The 18,372-nt window shown below is 72.8% G+C and carries 12 protein-coding genes; 4 read left to right on the top strand and 8 right to left on the bottom strand.

From position 1 onward, the window contains the following. Positions 1-62: 62 nt before the first annotated feature. From ACFYMU_RS02165 to ACFYMU_RS02145, 5 genes are all read right to left on the bottom strand, one after another. Positions 63-1,709, bottom strand: coding sequence for a hypothetical protein (locus tag ACFYMU_RS02165; RefSeq protein ID WP_388366744.1), 1,647 nt, complete (start codon positions 1,707-1,709; stop codon positions 63-65). A 575-nt stretch (positions 1,710-2,284) separates the two neighbouring features. Further along, a complete protein-coding gene (locus tag ACFYMU_RS02160; RefSeq protein WP_388366742.1) occupies positions 2,285-6,178 on the bottom strand; it encodes an NACHT and WD repeat domain-containing protein in 3,894 nt (1,297 codons plus the stop codon). Continuing rightward, the gene (locus ACFYMU_RS02155) at positions 6,175-6,606 is read right to left on the bottom strand and encodes a hypothetical protein (RefSeq protein ID WP_388366740.1); all 432 of its coding nucleotides are present in this window, start codon (positions 6,604-6,606) and stop codon (positions 6,175-6,177) included. The genes ACFYMU_RS02160 and ACFYMU_RS02155 overlap by 4 nt, the downstream gene beginning before the upstream one ends. A gap of 17 nt (positions 6,607-6,623) precedes the next feature. After that, positions 6,624-8,849 (bottom strand): PQQ-binding-like beta-propeller repeat protein, encoded by a 2,226-nt coding sequence (locus ACFYMU_RS02150; RefSeq protein WP_388366738.1) that lies wholly within the window; start codon positions 8,847-8,849, stop codon positions 6,624-6,626. Between the two features lie 10 nt (positions 8,850-8,859). Continuing rightward, on the bottom strand, positions 8,860-9,474 hold the full coding sequence (locus tag ACFYMU_RS02145) for a toll/interleukin-1 receptor domain-containing protein (protein ID WP_388366736.1): 615 nt from the start codon (positions 9,472-9,474) through the stop codon (positions 8,860-8,862). Between the two features lie 124 nt (positions 9,475-9,598). Between ACFYMU_RS02145 and ACFYMU_RS02140 the strand changes: the two genes are divergently transcribed. Next, positions 9,599-10,792, top strand: a complete 1,194-nt coding sequence (locus ACFYMU_RS02140) for a helix-turn-helix domain-containing protein (protein WP_388366734.1) — start codon at positions 9,599-9,601, stop codon at positions 10,790-10,792. A 281-nt stretch (positions 10,793-11,073) separates the two neighbouring features. Here the strand turns inward: ACFYMU_RS02140 and ACFYMU_RS02135 are convergent, their stop codons facing one another. Together ACFYMU_RS02135 and ACFYMU_RS02130 are read right to left on the bottom strand one after the other, a co-directional pair. Beyond that, positions 11,074-11,499, bottom strand: coding sequence for an SPW repeat protein (locus ACFYMU_RS02135; protein ID WP_388366732.1), 426 nt, complete (start codon positions 11,497-11,499; stop codon positions 11,074-11,076). Positions 11,500-11,573: 74 nt separating this feature from the next. After that, a complete protein-coding gene (locus ACFYMU_RS02130; RefSeq protein ID WP_388366730.1) occupies positions 11,574-12,521 on the bottom strand; it encodes an MIP/aquaporin family protein in 948 nt (315 codons plus the stop codon). A gap of 274 nt (positions 12,522-12,795) precedes the next feature. Here ACFYMU_RS02130 and ACFYMU_RS02125 point away from each other — a divergent pair, with 274 nt between their 5' ends. The 3 genes from ACFYMU_RS02125 to ACFYMU_RS02115 all read left to right on the top strand — a co-directional run bounded on the left by ACFYMU_RS02125 (position 12,796) and on the right by ACFYMU_RS02115 (position 17,829). After that, positions 12,796-14,805, top strand: coding sequence for an NAD-binding protein (locus ACFYMU_RS02125; protein ID WP_388366957.1), 2,010 nt, complete (start codon positions 12,796-12,798; stop codon positions 14,803-14,805). 206 nt (positions 14,806-15,011) lie between these two features. Continuing rightward, positions 15,012-16,856, top strand: coding sequence for a prolyl oligopeptidase family serine peptidase (locus tag ACFYMU_RS02120; protein WP_388366728.1), 1,845 nt, complete (start codon positions 15,012-15,014; stop codon positions 16,854-16,856). 100 nt (positions 16,857-16,956) lie between these two features. Next, the gene (locus tag ACFYMU_RS02115; protein WP_388366726.1) at positions 16,957-17,829 is read left to right on the top strand and encodes an SURF1 family protein; all 873 of its coding nucleotides are present in this window, start codon (positions 16,957-16,959) and stop codon (positions 17,827-17,829) included. A gap of 62 nt (positions 17,830-17,891) precedes the next feature. Here ACFYMU_RS02115 and ACFYMU_RS02110 read toward each other — a convergent pair whose 3' ends face one another. Further along, positions 17,892-18,284: a hypothetical protein gene (locus ACFYMU_RS02110; protein ID WP_388366724.1), complete on the bottom strand. Its 393-nt coding sequence runs from the start codon at positions 18,282-18,284 to the stop codon at positions 17,892-17,894. Positions 18,285-18,372: the final 88 nt, after the last annotated feature.

Here is an 18,372-nt window from a genome sequence, read left to right as displayed (position 1 = left end):
CCGTCGCGGCGGCTGTCAGGAGCGCCGCGACGGGGACCGGGAAGGCGATGCGGGTCGTATCCCTACCGGTCGGCCGGAGTGATCTCCCACGTGGTGTTGTCGCCGTGCTGCTGGGTCCAGAACATGCGCCAGCCGTCGCGGAACAGGCTCGGCACCCGGGCGCCCAGGAGGCCGCGGGCGCTGGGGTCGCCGTCGGAGACGTGGATGCCGGTGATCTCGTTGTCACCGTCGTTCTGGAAGCCGCCGCCCGCCGAGGCAAGCATGTTGTCCAGGGTCGCGGAGGGGTCGCGGCCCTCGCCGAGGAAGCGCACCGGCTGCCTGCCGTGCGCGTAGTCCGCGCGGGTGTCGAAGACGAACCCGGAGTCCAGCGCGCCCCGCTGGGCGTGCAGGGTGTCGCCGGCGTCCTCGACGAACGCGACGTGGGTGCGGTCGAGGAAGGTCACGTTGTCGAGGCCGGTGTGCGCCTTGTCACCGGCGTAGAAGACGCTGAGCCTGCCCTCGTCGGAGCTCGGGTCGCGCTGGGTGAGCTTGTAGAGGGTGCCCCAGCCACCGTGCTCGGCGTTGGCCGTGCTCGCGGTGTTGGTGTCGCCGGTGGCGTCGAAGTAGAACTCCCGGAAGTCCGTGCCGGGGCGGAACTGGCCGTTCTCGGGGCGCTTGAACGGGGTCGCGGCGGCCGCCTTCGCCAACGCGTTGGCGTCGAACGCCTTCCCGCTGGTGTCGGACTTGGTGTCGTGGATGGTCACCCAGCGGGTGCGCAGGGAGGGACCGTAGGTGCTCAGGTCCTTCTGGTCGTCGGTGAACGCACCGCCGGTCGGGTGCTCGGCGTCGACGTTCTGGTACGCGATGGGGGAGCCGCTGCGGCGGGAGGTCACCTGAAGGGCCTGGAGCCTGCCGCCCTTGGTGAGGTCGCGCTTGTCGTACGGCACCAGCCGGTAGACGAAGCTGCTGGGGACCTTCGCCTTGGTGGCGACCGTCGTGCCGCCGGTGTCCTCGATCATCCACACGTTGCCGTCGGAGTCGTTCTGGATGCCCTCGTAGCCGGCCCGGCCGGTGACGAAGGAGATGTCCTGGACCTTGGAGCCGATGTCCGGGGTGGCCTGGAGCACGCCCCCGTTGGATCCGCTCTCGGAGGTGAGCAGCAGCCGCTTGGCCCAGGGGTCCCAGGTGGCGCCGTCGATGGCGGGGATCGCCGTGCCGTCGGTCTGCCGGGTGGCCAGCAGGGTCACCCGGTGCGCCGGGTCGGCGTCCAGGTTGATCCGGGTGATGTAGCCCGTGCCGCCGCCCTCGTGCCCCTGGAAGAGGAAGTGCGTGCCGTAGGCGTAGGAGGCGTCCGCGCCGTGCAGGCCGGTCAGCCTCAGGTAGGTGTTCTTGTCGGGCTCCGTCTTGCTGGCCTCGACCTTCACGCCCTGCGTCTGCGTGAGGGCGGGGTCGGGCAGCAGCGTGCCGTCGCCGAGGTAACCGTAGTACGGGACCTGGTCGGTGGCGTTCTCCAGCTTCAACGAGCCCTGGGCCACGGGGTGCTGGGCGAGCTGCGGCGACAGGAGGTTCGGCGCGGTCACCCCCCGTACGTCGGTGACGGCCTGCACCGACGACCAGGCGGCCGCGCCGCTGCTGGCGTCGGCGGAACCGGGGGACAGTGCGAGGCCGGCACCGACCACGCTCGTCGCCACCGCTACCGCGACAGCGGTGCCACGTCTTTTCTTGGCCATGTGCGTTCACCTTCCGAATGGGCGAGTGCACACAGTCAAGACACGGTCGCCGTCACAGAATGACTGCGTCGGTGTCGGCCCGATGGCCACCACGTGAACAGTGCGACGCGCCCGTCGGCGGCGTGCGCGCGGGCGCGGTGCAGAAGCGGCGGGACTCACTTGTGGCGCGGGCCGCCGTCAGGCGGGGCTCACCTGCGGCGCGGGCCGCCGTCGGGCGGAGGGCCGGCGGCGCGGGCCGTCGTCGGGCAGGGCTCACCTGCGGCGCGGGCCGCCGTCGGGCGGAGGGCCGGCGGCGCGGGCCGTCGTCGGGCGGGGAGCCGGCGGTCACGGTAGGCGCGCGGACCCGTCGGGCGGGCGTCGCGTGTCATGCGGGCGAGACGGCCGTCGGGCCGTACGAGGCCATGGTGGGCATCTCCATCACGACCACCGCCCGTCTACCCCGAGCCGGCCCGGACCGTGACGAACCTGGTCATCGCAGCTGGCCGGAAGCCGCTGCTCCTTGCGGCCCGGACCGGCGCCTGCCCCCATCCGTCACCGCGACATGCCAGCGCCGATATCAACCTGACCAGGCCCTACTAGCTGGTCACACAGGGTGGGTCGTACGGCAGCTGGGGAACGTATCGGCTCCATTGCTGCCGGCTCAGGGCGCCGGAGCTCCCGGCGCAGATACGGCTGATGGCGGACTCGACATTCAGGTCCCAGAGCGTGGCCACGCCGTCGTCGGTGGTGGCGGCCAGGGTGTGACCGTCCGGGCTGAACGCCAGGACGGCGACGAATCCGGTCTCCACGGTCAGCGGCCGGCCGATGAGAGTGGGGTGGTCGGGATCGGTGACGTTCCACAGGCTGATGGTGCCGATGTCGGTATGACCGGCCGCTGCGAGGGTGTGCCCGTCCGGGCTGAACGCCACCGACCACAGACTGCCGCCGGGTACGGTCAGGGGACTGCCCCTGCGCGTGAGGTGGTTGGGGTCGGTGGCGTTCCACAGGGTGACGGTGCCGCGGCTGTTGCCGGTGGCGAGCGTGCGGCCGTCCGGGCTGAACGCGACCCAGGTGCCGGTGGCGGTCGGCTGGGGGATCGGCTCCCCGATACGGACCCCGGGGTCCGTCGTACTCCACAGGCCGACCTCGCCGTTGCTGCCGTCGCCGCCGGCCGCCAGCATCGTGCCGTCGCGGCTGAACGCAAGGGACTCGACGGACCTCGTGTGGTCATTGGAGATGCCGGGCTGGGCGACGGGGTGTGCGGGGTCGCTGACGTCCCACAGGGCGATGCTGCCATGCTCGGGGTCGTCGCCGGCCGCGGCCAGAGTGTGGCCGTCGGGGCTGAACGCCAGCGCGAAGATGAGCCCGTTCGCCCCGGTGAGGGGCTCACGGAGGCGCACGGGACGGCTGGGGTCGGCGGTGTTCCACAACGTGACGGTACCGCCGCCGTCGCCTGCGGCCAGGGTGCGCCCGTCCGGGCTGAACGCCACGGCGTCGACCGGGTGCTCGGGGCCGGTGAGCGGATCACCGCGGGGAGCGGGGTGGTCGGGGTCGGCGGTGTTCCACAGCGAGACGGCCTTGTTCTGGTTTCCGGCGGCCAGGGTGCGCCCGTCGGGGCTGAACGCCACGGATGCCACATTGCCGCCGGCGCCGATGATCCGGGTCGGCGGCAGACTCCACAGATCGACGTTGCCGTCGGTGTTCCCGGCGGCGAGGGTGCGGCTGTCCGGGCTGAACACCACGTCGGTCACCGCGTCGCCGGGACCGGTCAGCGGCCGGCCCAGAGGGCCGATGGCCCCGGGGTGGGTGACGTTCCACAGATGGATGGTCTGATCGGCGCTGCCGGCCGCCAGGGTGTGACCGTCCGGGCTGAACGCCACCGACATGACAGGCTGGGCGGGACCCGTCAGCGGCTTGCCCAGGGGGGCGGGGCGGCCGGGGTCCGCGACCTTCCACAGGTGGACCTTGCTGTCCTTGGATCCGGCGGCCAGGGTGCGGCCGTCAGGGCTGAACGTCAGGGAGGAGGTGACGGGATGCCCGGCCTTCAGGGAACGGCCGCGGCCGGGGTGGTCCGGGTCGGTGGTGTTCCACAGGCTGATGGTCCCGGCGTCGTCGTCGCATGCGGCGGCCAGGGTGTTCCCGGTGGGGCTGAACGCGATGCGATGGGAGAAGACGTCGGGGCAGTCGAGGTTCAGGGGCGCTCTCGCGGGGTTCACGTCGTCGGGGTGGGTGACGTTCCACAGGCTGACGAGTCCGGCGCGCCATCCGGCGGCCAGGGTACGGCCGTCGGGACTGAACGCCAGCGATTCGATGGAGGTCGCGGCGTCCCAGCCCTGAATGGCGGGACTCTTCGGTCGGCCGAGCAGGACGGGGTGGCTGGGGCTGGTCAGGCTCCACAGGTCGACGAATCCGCCGGAACCGGCGTCGCCGTTGTGGCTGGTGTGGCCGCCGACGGCCAGCACCCTGCCGTCCGGGCTGAACGCGAGCGACAGGATCGAGTTGACGGAACGGTCCACGGGCACGGGTCGGCCCAGTGCCACCGGACGGCTGGGATCGGAGACGTCCCACAGCCGGACGAGCCTCTGGTGGACGTTCCCGGCCGCCAGCATGTGCCCGTCGGGGCTGTAGGCCACGGTGTACACCGCGCCGCGCGGGCCGGGAAGCCGGGTGTCCAGCGGTGTGTTCTCGGTCGTGACGAGCCGGGACGCCGCGTCCGGGGTCGGGTCCATGCGGTAGGCGGTCAGCGCGAGTTGAGCGGACAGCGAGGGATCGGTCGGCGCCAGTTGCACGGACGCGGAGGTGACGGCGGCGTTGATGGCCTGGTCGCGGGCTCGCAGGGCCCGGGCGGCGGCGGCCCGGGCGTCGGACTCCTGCCGGAAGGCGAACACCGCGGCCAGCGAGGCGACCACGGCCAGGGCGGTGATGGTGGCGACCGCGGCGCGCCGGAGCCGTTGCCCGCGCCGCTGGTGGTGGCGGGCGGCTGCCAGAAATGCCCGGGCGGCGCCGCTCAGTTCCGGCCCGTGCGTTTCCGCCCAGGCGAGGGCGGCCTCCAGGCGGTTGCCGCGGTACAGCGCGCCTGCCTCCCGGCCGGCCCGTTCCCAGAGCGTGGCCGCCTCTTCCAGATCCTGTCGTACGAGGTTCCCGTTGCGGTCGTGCTCGATCCAGTCCCGCAGCCGGGGCCAGGCGCGGATGAGCACCTCATGTGTCATCACCACCGTGTCCTGGTCCCGGGTCAGCAGCCGGCCACGGGTGAAGTCGTCCAGGACTCTGACGGCCGCTTCCCGGTCCGGCGCGTGACGTAGCAACTCGTCGTACCGGACACGCCGGCGGCTGTCGTCGGCGTCGCGTCCCACGATGACGAGCCGCAGGAACACCCACCGTGCGGCCTCGTGGCAGGGCGGCGGCAGGGTGTCGTACAGCCTGTTCGCCGTGGTGGCGATGGCGCCCTGGATGCCGCCGGTGACACGGTATCCGTCCACGGTGAGCGTGTGACCGTGGCGCTGCTGCCAGGTGGCCCGCAGCGCGTGCGCGAGCAGCGGCAGCCGGCTGGTGCTCGTACCGACCGGTCCCCCGACCGCGCCCAGGTCCGCCAGCAGCACCTCGACCAGGCCGTCTTCGACGTCGAGTCCCACGTTGCCGGCCGGGCGGCGGATCGCGTCCTTGAGTTCGTCCTCCGTCATCGGCTCCAGCAGGACCGGTCCGGCCCGGAGCGCCGCCCGGAGCTGCGGATGGGCCGTGCATGCGGCATAGAAGTCCGCGCGCACTCCCAGCACCACGCCCGCACCGCCCGTGGGCCGGGCCAGACGGTCGAGCACGTCGATGAACCACTGTCGTTCGGTCTCGTCGCCGCAGGCCGTGAAGATCTCCTCGAACTGGTCGACCACGACGACCAGGCCCGTGGAGGGGGACTCCCCGGTGGGCGCCGGATCGCCGGCTCCGGTGATCTCGCGCAGCTCGGCAAGGCACCGTGCGGGATCGGCCCGCCACGCCGGTGCCGTGCCTCGGGCGGTCTCGGCGTCGAGCCCGGCGGCGGCCGCCAGTGCCAGGGCCGGGGATGCCGTCGGGGTCAGCAGCAGCCGCGGCCAGGTGCTCGAGCCCGCCACCGGAAGCCGGCCGTCGTCCAGGGCCGGCAGTACCCCGGCCGCGAGCAGGGACGACTTCCCGGCCCCCGAGGGGCCGATCAGCACCAGCGGGCCGCCCTCACGCATCCGGGCGTCCATCCGCTCGCACACGAGGTGAACCATGCGCTCACGGCCGTAGAACCACTGCTTGTGCCGCGCGTCGAACGGGGCCAGGCCCGGGTACGGGCACAGCACTTGGTCGGCGCCGGGGCCGGGCACGGTTCTGCGCCCCTCGTCACCGAGGCGAACATGGAGGTCGCGGCCGGCCTGGAAGACGCTGCCGCCGCCGGTCGCGGTCGCCTCCTGCCGCTTCGGCTGCCAGAGGGGCGGCCCGTCGGGGGGCGAGGCACCGGTGTTGCGTTCCGTCACGCCTGTCCGCCCCTGGTGACGGTCATGTCCCGGCCGGCCAGGAACGCGTCGCCGCCAGTGACGTGTGCCTCCAACGTCATCGAGCCCGTGATCTGCTGTTCCGGCGTCCCGGGAGCGCGCAGTTCCTCGCCGAACAGCGCGCGCAGCTCGTCGACGGCGTCCGGCCGCGTGGCCATCAGCCGGATGATGCGGGCCTGCCACTCGGCGACCAGCAGCCCCTGGAGCTCCTGGCCGTCGCCCGTCTGCCGCGCCTGAAGCAACTCGCCTCGCGCATCGACGAGTTCCTCCTCGACTCGCTCCGGGTGCGCGGACCGCCACAGCGACAGGACCGAGGACTTGACCGCGGCCCAGCCGTCCGTCGCCAGCAGATCGATCAGGCGCGCCGCGGCCGCCGATGCCAGCCCGGCGAGTTCCACACTCGTCTCCATGTCTTCTCCTTGTCCCCTTACCGCCCGTGGGCCGCGATCGCGGTCAGTGTCAGGTGGGAGGCGATGAACACGTGGTCGCCGCCCACCGTCCACAGGAACCCCACGTCCGGCTGCCCGGGGTCGCGGTATCTCCACCGGGCCCTGCCGGTGGCCGCGTCGATGGCCCACAGCGTCTCGGCGGCGTCGGTGGCGAAGACGGTGTCGGCCGAACACTGCGCGCTCTTGCCGGAAATCCTGAGGGAGGCGTTGAACATGTTGGAACCGCCCATGTCGTTGGCCCCGTCGAGCGTCGCGACCCACTGGGGAGTGCCGTCGGCCGAGGCCAGGGCGACCAGGTCGGCGCCGACCGGTACGTAGACGGTCGCGCCGTCCAAGCCGGCGAACGGGGCACCGATCTGGACCTGGTCCCCGTTCTTCGCGTCGAAGCGCTGATGCCACTTCTCGCTGCCCGTGGCCGCGTCGACGGCGAACAGCGTGTCGCCGTTGCCGCCGGCGAACAGGAACAGCCCGGCGGCGTAGCACGTCAGCGGCCAGCCGGTGGTGAAGTAGTACGCGGCGTGCGGGACGGATACGTTCCAGCCGCGGGCGCCTCTCCTGCCGGCGTCGATCATCTGGACGCGGCCGGGTTTCTTGCCCGGAACGGCCGAGGTGGCCAGCAGATGAGAGCCGGAGGACGGCACGAGCACGTTGTTGATGTCCGTGCCCTTGACCCGCCACAGTCCCTTGCCGGTTGCGGCGTCGAACGCACGGATATAGCCGGTGCTCGGAGACTTGGACGAGAACGACCCGGATGTCTGAAGCACCTGCCCGCATACGTACACCGTGTTCCCCGCGGCTGCCACGTAGTTGCTCAGGTACATCGCCGCATGCGTGCCGCCGCCGGGATCGACCTCGGCCATCTTGGTCGCCCACTTCACCTTCCCGCTGGCGGCGTCGAACGCCGCCAGCACGCCTGACTGACTCGGTGTGTCGCAGAGCAGGTAGAACACTCCGTCCGCGTACGCCGTCGGGTACTTGAGGCTGGTCGTGCCGAAGTCGTTGGTCGTGTTCAGCTGGGGGAACACGGATTTCCCGGTCCCGGCGTCCAGGAAGGACGTGGCGGTGTCCGTGACCACCATGACCACCTTGTCGGAGGCTTCCAGGCAGGTGGGGGCGTGCTTTCCGGCGCCTGACCATGCCTTGGCGGCGTCGGGTCCGGCCAGAACGATCGATTCCGGTCCGTCCGTCGAGGACGGCGACGCAGAGGAGGCCGACGTGGATCGCACGCCTGACGGAGAGGCCGGCCGCGCAGTGGACCCGGCCCCGCCGGCTCGGCCGTCGGGTGCCGGCGAGGAGTCACCGGAAAAGGCGAGTGCCGCCGCGGCTCCGCCGAGTACGGCCGCACCCCCGACCAGACCGGTGATCAACTTCCGGCGGCTGACACCTGGGCCGGCAGCGACCACCGGCGGCGAAGAAAACGGGTCCCGGCCGCCCTCCCCGGCGGACGCCGATCCCACCGCCGCGGCCGCGGCAGCCATGTCGGCGGTCACGGCCGGCGGCAGCCAACTGCCCGCGAGGGCCGGCAGGTCCTGACGCCTCAGGTACTCGACGAGTTGCTCCGCGGTGGGACGGTCCGGCGGTTCCGGGTACAGGCAGCCGCCGATCACCTCGCGCAGCGACACGGGGAGGGCGCCCGTGTCCGGCTCGCCTCCGGAAGCCGCGAACAGCACGGTCGACCCGAGGTCGAACATGTCGTCCGTCGGTGAGGGTGCAGGACTGCCGGTGGCTCCCACGATCCCCAGGGCGGTGATGCGGGGCCCGTCCATGGTCAGCAGCACCGAGTCCGGGCTCACCTCGCCGTGGACCGTCCCGGCCGCATGGAGTGCGGCCAGCGCCCGGGCGAGGCCGTCGGCGAGCACCCGCAGAGCCGGTTCGGACAGCGGGCCGTGCCGGTCCACCGCCTGCCGGAGCGGCAGTCCGGCGGTGAACTCGGTCGCCAGCCAAGGAACCGGCGCGTCGGCGTCGACATCCACCACCGGTACGAGGAAGGCACCGGACAACGTCCGTGCCGCCTCGACGGCGGCTCGGAACCGGTCCCGGAAGCCCGGGTCCGCGGCGAGTTCGGGCCCCACGACCGTGACCGTGACGAGTAGCCCCTCGTCCGTGCGGGCCGCGAACACTTCGCCCCCGCCGACCGTGCTCTGCCTTCCGAGCAGCGCATACGGCCCGATCCGATGAGCACCGTCTGCTAAGGGGTGATCCATCGTCCGCCCCTCACGTCAGCCTGATCGTCTGATCACGGGCCGCCTGGTAGGCGCTGCCACCGCCGGACACATGGGCCGTCATGGTCATTGATGGCTCCGGATCGGCGGCCGGCGCCGTGCCGTGCCCGGGTCCGACAGCGGGGTCGGTATCGGTATCGGTATCGGACAGGAGATCGGCCACCGCGTCGCCCAAGCGCTCCAGCCCGTCCGGCAGATGGGTCTCCGGAACGCGGAGGAACTGCAGGCGCGCCAGCTTCGCGATCTCGGCCGGCAGCGCCGAGGCGTCGGGCAGCATCGTCGCGTCACCCAGAAGGACCGGGACGACGCGGTTTCCCGCCCGCAGAGCTGTCGCGATCTCCAGGCGGACCCAGTCGTGAGCCCGGTCCAGGAGCCGCACGCCGTCCTCGCCCCGCGCGTCGAGCCACCCTGGCCCGATCAGTACGCACATGAGCTCGCACTCGGCGGCCTGCCGCCGCAGGATCTCGGCGAAATCGGCCCCGGGCGGTATCGACTGGCCCGACTTGAAGATCTCGTTGGCACCCAAGCGGTCGGACAGCGCGCGGTAGACGCGGTCTCGCATCCACCGGGAGTCCGGTTTGCGAAAGCTGAGGAAGATGCGCGGCACAATTGCCCCCTCTCCGGCAAGCCTTGACGTCAGGGATCCTGCTCACCCTAGGGGTGGAGTAGCCGCTCGGTGGCTATTCGCCGGGGATTGAATAGCGGCCGCAAGGCTCCGTACGCTGGCCGGCATGGACCCGGCGGACAGCGCGGCAGGAACGGTCTCGGCAGGGAGATCGACCAGCACGCGTCTGCCGCCGGGCGACTTCGGCGTCGTCCTGGCCACACTCCGGGCACGTCGGGGGTGGAGCGTGCGCGAGTTCGCGCGGCGTGCGAACGTGTCCGAGGGGCAGATCTGCAATCTGGAGAGCGGGTTGCGCAACCCGACGCCCGCCGTGGCGGCGGCATGCGACGCTGCCTTCGGCACCGGCGGGGAACTCGTCGAGTTGGCCGGGGCCGGCCGCCGCGACGCCCGGGTTGAGGGCGTCGTCGAGGCCGGCCCCGTGGTCGCCGGATACGAGCGGGTCCTGCGGGAGCTGAAGGACATCGGCAGATCCACCGGACCGAGGTTCGTCACTGCTTCGATGAAGTCGGTCATGCGGATCCTGACGGACGCCGGTGCGCACGCCGTTGGCGAGCAGCGGGCCGAGATCTGGCTACTGGCCTCGAGGTTCGCCGAATACACGGGGTGGATGGCACAAGAGGCGGGTAATCCCGCGGAGGCTTTGCGCTGGACGAATCTCGCTGTCCGCTGGGGCGCACACGGCGGGGACGAAACGGTGGCCGCGTATGCCCTGGTCCGCAAGGCGTTCATCGCCCAGCACCGCGGTGACACCTGTGCAGCGATCGGATTCGCTGACCAGGCGGCCGGGCACCCGGCGGCCAACCCGGTGATCCGCGCGCACGCCGCGCGACGCGCGGCCCAGGGGCATGCGCGCCGTGGCGATGCGGGGGCCTGCCGGGACGCACTGGAGCGGTTCAGAAGCCACGCCGCCGAGGTCATCGGCGACCGGACCCCTCACTGGGGCCCGCGCGTCGAGAACGGCAACCCTCGGCTCATCGAGGCGTCCTGCATGCTCATCCTCCGTCGTTTCGAGCCGGCCGCCGACCTTTTCGCCGCCGAGCGTCGGCGCCGGCCGGCCGTCCCGGCGGACAGCAACTCCCAGGCCCGCTTCGCGGTTCGGCAGGCGACAGCTCTGGCCGGTGCCGGCCGCCTCGACGACGCCTGTCAGATCGTCGAGGGCACGCTGCCCGTGATCAAGCGCATCGACTCGGCCACCGTCCGAGCAGAGCTGGGCCGTTTCGTGGAACAGGCCCGGACCCGGAGAGCCAGCCCGGGTCAACTCTTCCTCATCGACGCATCGGCCGCCCTCGCGATCGGCTGACAGTAGAGACAGATCTGGTAGGGCCTGGTCAGGTTGATATCGGAGGACGGACCCGCGGGCGGGACCCGGTGCACGACCGAGGAGAAGGCGCGCCAGGCGCCGGCACAGGCGCATGCACCCGCGCCGGCACAGGCGCATGCGCACCCGCGCCGGGGGTCGCCCCGGGGGACGGGTACGTCCGTCACCCGAGGGCGGTCGGCGGTTCCAGGGTGCGGGGCCGGGCGGTCGGCTCCCGCGGCTCCCGCACCCGGTCGGGGGAGCGGTCGACGATCACCGGGGACTCAGACCCGTCGTACGCGCCCCATCGAGGTCGTCGCCAGGCCCAGCAGGACGGCCACCGCTCCGGTGATGATGTTGCTGAGGACGACCTTCGTCGTCGTGGGGGCACCCGCGACGACCCAGGGGCTGATGATCGTCCAGACACCGATCGCGGTCGCGACCCACCCCATGCCGTAGGTGCGCTCGTACGCGGAGCCGAAGCCCACCGCCAGAACGGCCAGAGCGATGCCCGTGACCAGGTTGCTCACCGTCAGGGTGGAGCTCGCGTTGAACCCGATGACCCACGGCGAGATCGCCAGGTAGAGCCCCGCGAGGAGGCTCAGGCCTTCCGTCGCCTGGGCGGCCGGGCGCGCGGACGCCTCCTCGTAGCGGGCCCGCAGGGCCACGATGTCGGGGTGATGCTCGATGCGTGACGGTTGCGTGACCACCTCTGCCACTTCCTTCACGGTTGGATTGCTTTGCCCCCGGGTACCCCATATGCCTGGCTGAACCGTGCGGCCCTTCACTCCTCGTCCGTGGTCGTCACGGGCCGGGTGCGGCCGGGCTCCGGGGCCTCGGCCGGCTCCGCCCGGACGTGCAGGACGTCGCCGATGAACAGGTCGTAGACCAGCACCCCGATCACGCCGCCGATCAGGGGACCCACGAGGGGGATCCAGAAGTAGTCACGGAAGGAACCCGCGAGTGTGCCGGGCATGGCGAGGTCCTGCCAGCCCGCGGCCCAGGTGAACAGGCGCGGGCCCAGGTCTCGCGCGGGGTTGATGGCGTAGCCGGCGTTCGCACCGTAGGACATGCCGATCGCGGCGACCGCGAACCCGATCACCAGGGGCCCGAGATTGGCCCGCACCGCCGTGTTGCGCACGTCGATGACCGCCACGACGAACATGACCAGGAAGGCCGTACCGACGATCTGGTCCACGAGCGGGCCCCAGTTGCCGCCGTGGAAGTACGGCGCCGGGAACGTCCCGAAGACGGAGAAGGAGGCGAGGGTGTGCCCGTTCGTCTTCGGCCCCTTCATGGCGAGGTCGAAGGCGCTGATCGCGTTGTGGTAGACGCCGTACACCAGGGCGGCCCCGGTGAACGCGCCGGCCACCTGCGCCACCCAGTACGGCACGACCTTCGCCCAGGGGAACCTGCGGCGTACCGCGAAGGCCAGCGTCACCGCCGGGTTGATGTGCGCGCCGCTGACGCCGCCGGCGACGTAGATGCCGAAGACCACGGCCATCGCCCAGCCCCAGGTGATCAGGAGCCAGTCCCCGGCGCCGACGAAGATCGTGGTGGGGCCCGCGGTGCGGCCCGACCCGGGAAGCCCGGCGACCGCCATGGCGACCGAGCCGCATCCGAACGAGACGAGGACGAACGTCCCCAGGAACTCGGCGAGGCATTCCCCGACCAGGCCCCCTCGGCTCCTGAGCCGGGAAGGTCTGACCAGGGGCGGGATTTCCACAGCCATGTTGGACCCCTCAGGGACTGGTCCGGCCGGTGACGGTCCGGCCAGTGACGGCTCTTCATCACCGCTCGGCGATCCCCGGCACGGCCGTTCGAACACCTGCTCAAATCCGCAGCCGCAGGCTGGGCACACACCTGAGTATGGCCCAGGGATCGCCGCCTCGCCTTTCACGGACGTCCGTCCCCGCACCCATGGAACCGAGGCCACCGGTGGGGCAGTCTGTCTCCTCGTGGCAAGCGTTCCGCAGCAGAACGGGTCCGGTGACCCCGTCGCGCACATGGTGGTGTGCGGGGACGACGGGCTCGCGCACCGACTGGCCGCCGAATTGCGCGGACTGTACGGCGAACAGGTGACCCTCGTCGTACCGCCCTCCGAACGGACGGCCCGGCAGCCGGTGGTCGGCCGCGCCCGCCCCTCGACCCTGCTCGACCGGGTGTCCGCCGCCGTCACGCGCGCGGCGGGCAGCGGAAACGGGAACGGCGGCGGGAGCGGCGGCGGGAACGACAGGAACGGCGGCGGGAGCGGCGGCAACGGCGGCAGCAGTCGCACGCCGGGGGCCGGCGGCGGCCGTGCGCCGGCCGGAGCCCCCGGATCCGTACGGCTGTTGGAGGCCGCCGAGGCGTCCGAGGCCGTGCTGGCCGAGGCCGGAGTGGAGCGGGCCGCGGCACTGGCGCTGGTCTATGACGACGACGAGACCAACATCCGTGCCGCCCTCACCGCCCGGCGCATCAACCCGCGGCTGCGCCTCGTGCTGCGGCTCTACAACCGGCGGCTGGGACAGCACATCGAGGAACTGCTCGACCAGGCGGCGGCGTTGGCCGGCGGCGGTCCGGACGGGGAGTCCGACGGGGGGTCCGGCGCGTTCGACGCGTCCACGACCGTCCTGTCCGACGCCGACACCGCCGCGCCGGCGCTCGCCGCGACCGCCGTGGCCGGCACCACCAAGGTCGTGCAGACCGACGGGCTGATGCTGCGGGCGGTGGAGCGCCCTCCGCCGCTGCCCGGCCAGGTCGCCGACCCGGGACTGTGCACCCTGGCGCTGCTGTCCGCGACGGCCAACGACCCTGCGGGGGCGGACGGTTCCGAGGGCAGCGGCGACCAGGGGCCGCGGCTCCTGCCGGACGAGAGCGCGGTCGCGGCGGCCACCGGGCGCGGCACCGTCGTCCTGGAGACCGTGTCGTACGCGGGCCCCGCCCTGCCCGCCGGGCGCAGCGTCCTGCCCCTCGGCCTGCTGATGTCGCGCCGGCTGCGCTGGTCGTTCGCCGGGCTCGTGGGCTGTGTCGTCGCGCTCGCGGTCGCGTCGATGGCGGTGACCGGTGAACCGCCGCTCCAGGCCACGTATCTGACGCTGCTGGACCTGTTCGCGATCAACAATCCGGCCATCGGGGAACCCGCCGGACGGCAGATCCTGCAACTGCTGTCCGGGCTCGTCGGGTTACTGCTGCTGCCCGTGCTGCTCGCGGCCGTGCTGGAGGCGCTCGGCACCTTCCGCAGCGGGAGCGCGCTGCGGCGGCCGCCGCGCGGGCTGTCCGGGCACGTGGTGCTGCTCGGCGTCGGCAAGATCGGCACCCGGGTCATGACGCGGCTGCGGGAGCTGAAGATCCCCGTGGTGTGCGTCGAGGGCGATCCGGAGGCGCGGGGGCTGGCGACGGCGCGGCGGCTGCGGGTGCCCGTGGTGCTCGGGGACGTGACGCAGGAAGGTGTCCTGGAGGCCGCCAAGATCCACCGGGCGCACGCGCTGCTCGCGCTGACCAGCGCCGACACCACGAACCTCGAAGCGGTCCTGTACGCGCGCTCCCTCCAGCCCGATCTCAGGGTCGTCCTGCGCCTGTACGACGACGACTTCGCGACCGCCGTCTACCGCACCCTGCGCGCCGCGCACCCGAACGCCCTCACCCGCAGCCGCAGCGTGTCGCACCTGGCCGCGCCCGCGTTCGCCGGGGCCATGCTGGGACGGCAGATACTGGGCGCGATCCCGGTGGAGCGGCGGGTCCTGCTGTTCGCAGCCCTGGAGGTGGGTGGGCACCCGCAGTTGGAGGGGCGGACGGTCGCCGAGGCGTTCCGGGCGGGGGCCTGGCGCGTGCTCGCCCTGGACACGACGGCACCCGGCACGCGGGGCCAGGGCCGCGCCCCGGGGTCGAACGGGCCCGGCCGCCCCTCCGGGCTGGTCTGGGACCTGCCGCCCACCTACGTCCTGCGGGCGCAGGACCGGGTGGTCCTCGCGGCGACACGCGTCGGAATCGCCGAGCTCCTGGGCCGCAGACAGCCGGGGACGTCCGGGGCGTAGGGCCTGTTCTCTCCCGGGTCCCTCCGAGGTCTCCTCCGGGGTCCCTCCGGGGTCCCTCCGGAGTCTCCCCCGCGTCCCTCCGGGGTCTCCTCCCGCGTCCCTCCGGGGTCTCCCCCCGCGTCCCTCCGGGGTCTCCCCCGGGCGGGTTGTCCACAGGCTGGAGGGCCTGGCCGCGGATAGTCGGTCCGGCCAGGCACTATGGGGCCATGACTGAGAGCAACGGGCCCCTCCCGCGGAAGCGTGGCGAGGGCATGCCGGACTGGGAGAAGCGCTTCCGGGCGCCGCGGGTGTCGCTGCCCGACTGGGCGGAGGACGCGCCGCACCGATCGCTGTTCGTGTCCAACGCCACCGGGACGTACGAGCTGTACGCGTGGGACCGCGCCACGGGCGAGCAGCGCCAGGTCACGGACCGGCCGAACGGCACGACGGACGGTGTGCTCTCGCCGGACGGCGAGTGGATCTGGTGGTTCGACGACACCGACGGTGACGAGTTCGGGGTGTGGAGACGCCAGCGGTTCACGCCCGGCGCCTCGGGTGCGGGGGCGGGCGCGGCGGCCGACGAACCGGCGGCTCCAGGTCTTGAGCCGTCCTACCCGGCCGGGCTCACCATCGGCCGGGACGCGCGGACCGCGGTCGTGGGCCGCTCGACCGACCAGGACGGCTCGACGATCCATCTCGTACGGGCCGGCCAGGGCCCGGTGGAGATCTACCGCCACCGCGAGTCGGCCGGGGTGGGCGACCTCTCCCACGACGGCTCGCTCATCGCGATCGAGCACACCGAGCACGGCGACGCGATGCACTCGGCGCTGCGCGTGCTGCGGCAGGACGGCTCGACGGTGGCGGAGCTGGACGACACCAAGGACGGCACGGTGGAGTCGGGCCTGGAGGTGCTGGGCTTCGCGCCGGTCGACGGTGACACCCGGCTGCTGATCGGGCACCAGCGGCGCGGCCGCTGGGAGCCGCTGGTGTGGGACGTCGCCTCGGGCGAGGAGACGGACCTGGCGCTGGAGCTGCCGGGCGACGTGGCCGCGGAGTGGTATCCGGACGGCTCCGCGCTGCTCGTCGTGCACAGCTTCGAGGCGCGCAGCGAGCTGTTCCGCTACGACCTGGCGACGCGTGAGCTGGTGCGGGTGCCGACCCCGCCGGGCACGGTGTCGGGGGCGACGGCCCGTCCCGACGGGACCGTGGAGTACCTGTGGTCGTCGGCGGCCGAGCCCCCGGTGGTGCGGTCCACCTCGGGCGAGGTCGTGCTGGATCCTCCGGGGACGAGAGCCCCGGCGTCCGTGCCGGTGGAGGACGTGTGGGTGCAGGGACCGGGCGGCCGCGTCCACGCGCTCGTGCAGAGGCCGGCGGGGGCGAGCCGGCCGCTGCCGACGGTGTTCGACATCCACGGCGGTCCGACCTGGCACGACAGTGACGCGTTCGCTCCGGGCCCGGCCGCCTGGGTGGACCACGGGTACGCGGTCGTGCGGGTCAACTACCGCGGTTCGACCGGCTACGGGCGCGAATGGACGGACGCGCTCAAGCACCGGGTCGGGCTGATCGAGCTGGAGGACATCGCGGCGGTCCGGGAGTGGGCGGTGTCGTCGGGGCTGGCGGACCCGGAGCGGCTCGTGCTGACCGGTGGTTCGTGGGGCGGGTATCTGACGCTGCTCGGACTGGGCACCCAGCCGGACGCGTGGACGGTCGGGATCGCGGCGGTGCCGGTCGCGGACTACGTGACGGCGTACCACGACGAGATGGAGGCGCTGAAGGCGATGGACCGGACGCTGCTCGGGGGCACGCCCGAGGAGGTCCCGGAGCGGTTCGAGGCGTCGTCGCCGCTGACGTACGTCGACGCGGTGAAGGCACCTGTGTACATCTCGGCGGGGGTGAACGACCCGCGGTGCCCGATCCGCCAGATCGAGAACTACGTGGACCGGCTCGCCGCGCGCGGGGCGGTGCACGAGGTGTACCGGTACGACGCGGGGCACGGCTCGCTGGTGGTCGACGAGCGGATCAAGCAGGTGCGGCTGGAGCTGGACTTCGCCGAGCGGCATCTGGGGAGGTGACGGGGCGGCCCTCCGGGCCGGGTCCGGCGGGCGCGCCGCGCCGCGCGGCCGCCGGGCCCCGAGGGCGGACTTCCGGGAGCGGCACCGTACCGTGGAGGGCGTGTACCGGTTTCTGCTGACGCCCCGCTGGTGGGCGATCAACGTCTTCCTGCTGCTGGCCATCCCCTTCTGCATCTTCATGGGGTCCTGGCAGCTGGGCCGGTTCGAGGGCCGGGTGCAGGAGCACCGGACGGCCGGCGAACAGGCCGTGGCGGACCGGAAGGCGGCGCCCCGGCCGCTGGACCGGCTGCTACCGGTGGACAAGGTGACGTCCGGGAAGCGGGCCACGGCCACCGGGCGCTACGGGAAGCAGTTGCTGGTGCCGAACCGTGAGCTGGACGGCAGGCGCGGGTTCTACGTGCTGACCATGCTCCGCACCGACGGCGGCAGGGCGCTGCCGGTCGTGCGGGGCTGGCTGCCGGGTGACGCGGACCCGGCGAAGGCGCCCGCCGCGCCGGCCGGCGAGGTCACCGTCACGGGAGCGCTGCAGGCGTCGGAGAGCCCCGGGGCGGCCGGGGGGCTGCCCGTCGGCCAGACCGCGGCCATCAGCACGGCGTCGCTGGTGAACCTGGTGCCGTACGACGTGTACGACGCGTGGGTCACCCTCGACAGGGCCGACGGCGGGATGAAGGCGGTGCCGGCGACGGCGCCGCAGGGGTCGGGCCTGGACCTCAAGGCGTTCCAGAACCTCGGCTACACCGGCGAGTGGTTCGTCTTCGCGGGCTTCACGGTCTTCATGTGGTTCCGGCTGCTGCGGCGTGAGGTGGAGTTCCGCCGCGACGCGGAACTCGGGCTGGTGACCGCGGGAGCGGACTCCGGGCCGGCGGCCGCGGAGTCGGTGGCCACGGCCGGGAGCCCGGGGGGCGGGGCGGGCGAGACCGCAGGCCCGCAGGCCACCGCCGGCGAAAGCCCGGCGCGGACCGCCGGCACCTGAGAGCTGCCCGACACCTGACGCCGCCCCCGCTCCCGCCCCTGCCCCTGCCCCTGCGCCTGCCCCTAGTCGTCGTCGCGGTCGTCGGAGTCGTGGCGGCGGTCGTCGGAGTCGTGGCCACCGGCACCGTGCTCCCGGCGGTCGTCGCGGTCGCCGGAGTCGTCGTGCCCGCCGGAGCGCTCGTCGGAGTCGTGGCGGGCGGCGCCGGAGGTGCGGCTGTCGTCGCGGTCGTCCGCGTCGTGGCGACTGTCGTCGGAGCCGTGGCGGGCGGCGCCGGGCGTGCGGCTGTCGTCGCGGTCGTCCGCGTCGTGGCGACTGTCGTCGGTACCCGGGACGTGGACGCCGGACTGCTTGACCGGGACCTTGTCGTCCCCGCCCGACAGGGCGACCGCGGTGGCGGTGCCACCGCCGACCAGGGTTGCCGCGGCGATCGCGATGACGACGATGTTGGGCTTCATGGGTTTCCCTCCGTGGTCTCGTGGTGAGGGCTCCACTGTGCTTCCGGGCACCTGAACCCCACCTGAAGTCACCTGAAGCGTTCTTCAG

It is taken from the genome of Streptomyces sp. NPDC007264 (genome assembly GCF_042869095.1).
Classification (GTDB): domain Bacteria; phylum Actinomycetota; class Actinomycetes; order Streptomycetales; family Streptomycetaceae; genus Streptomyces.
The sequence above is the reverse complement of the archived record's forward strand: the minus strand, read 5'-3'. Positions and strand labels throughout refer to the sequence as shown.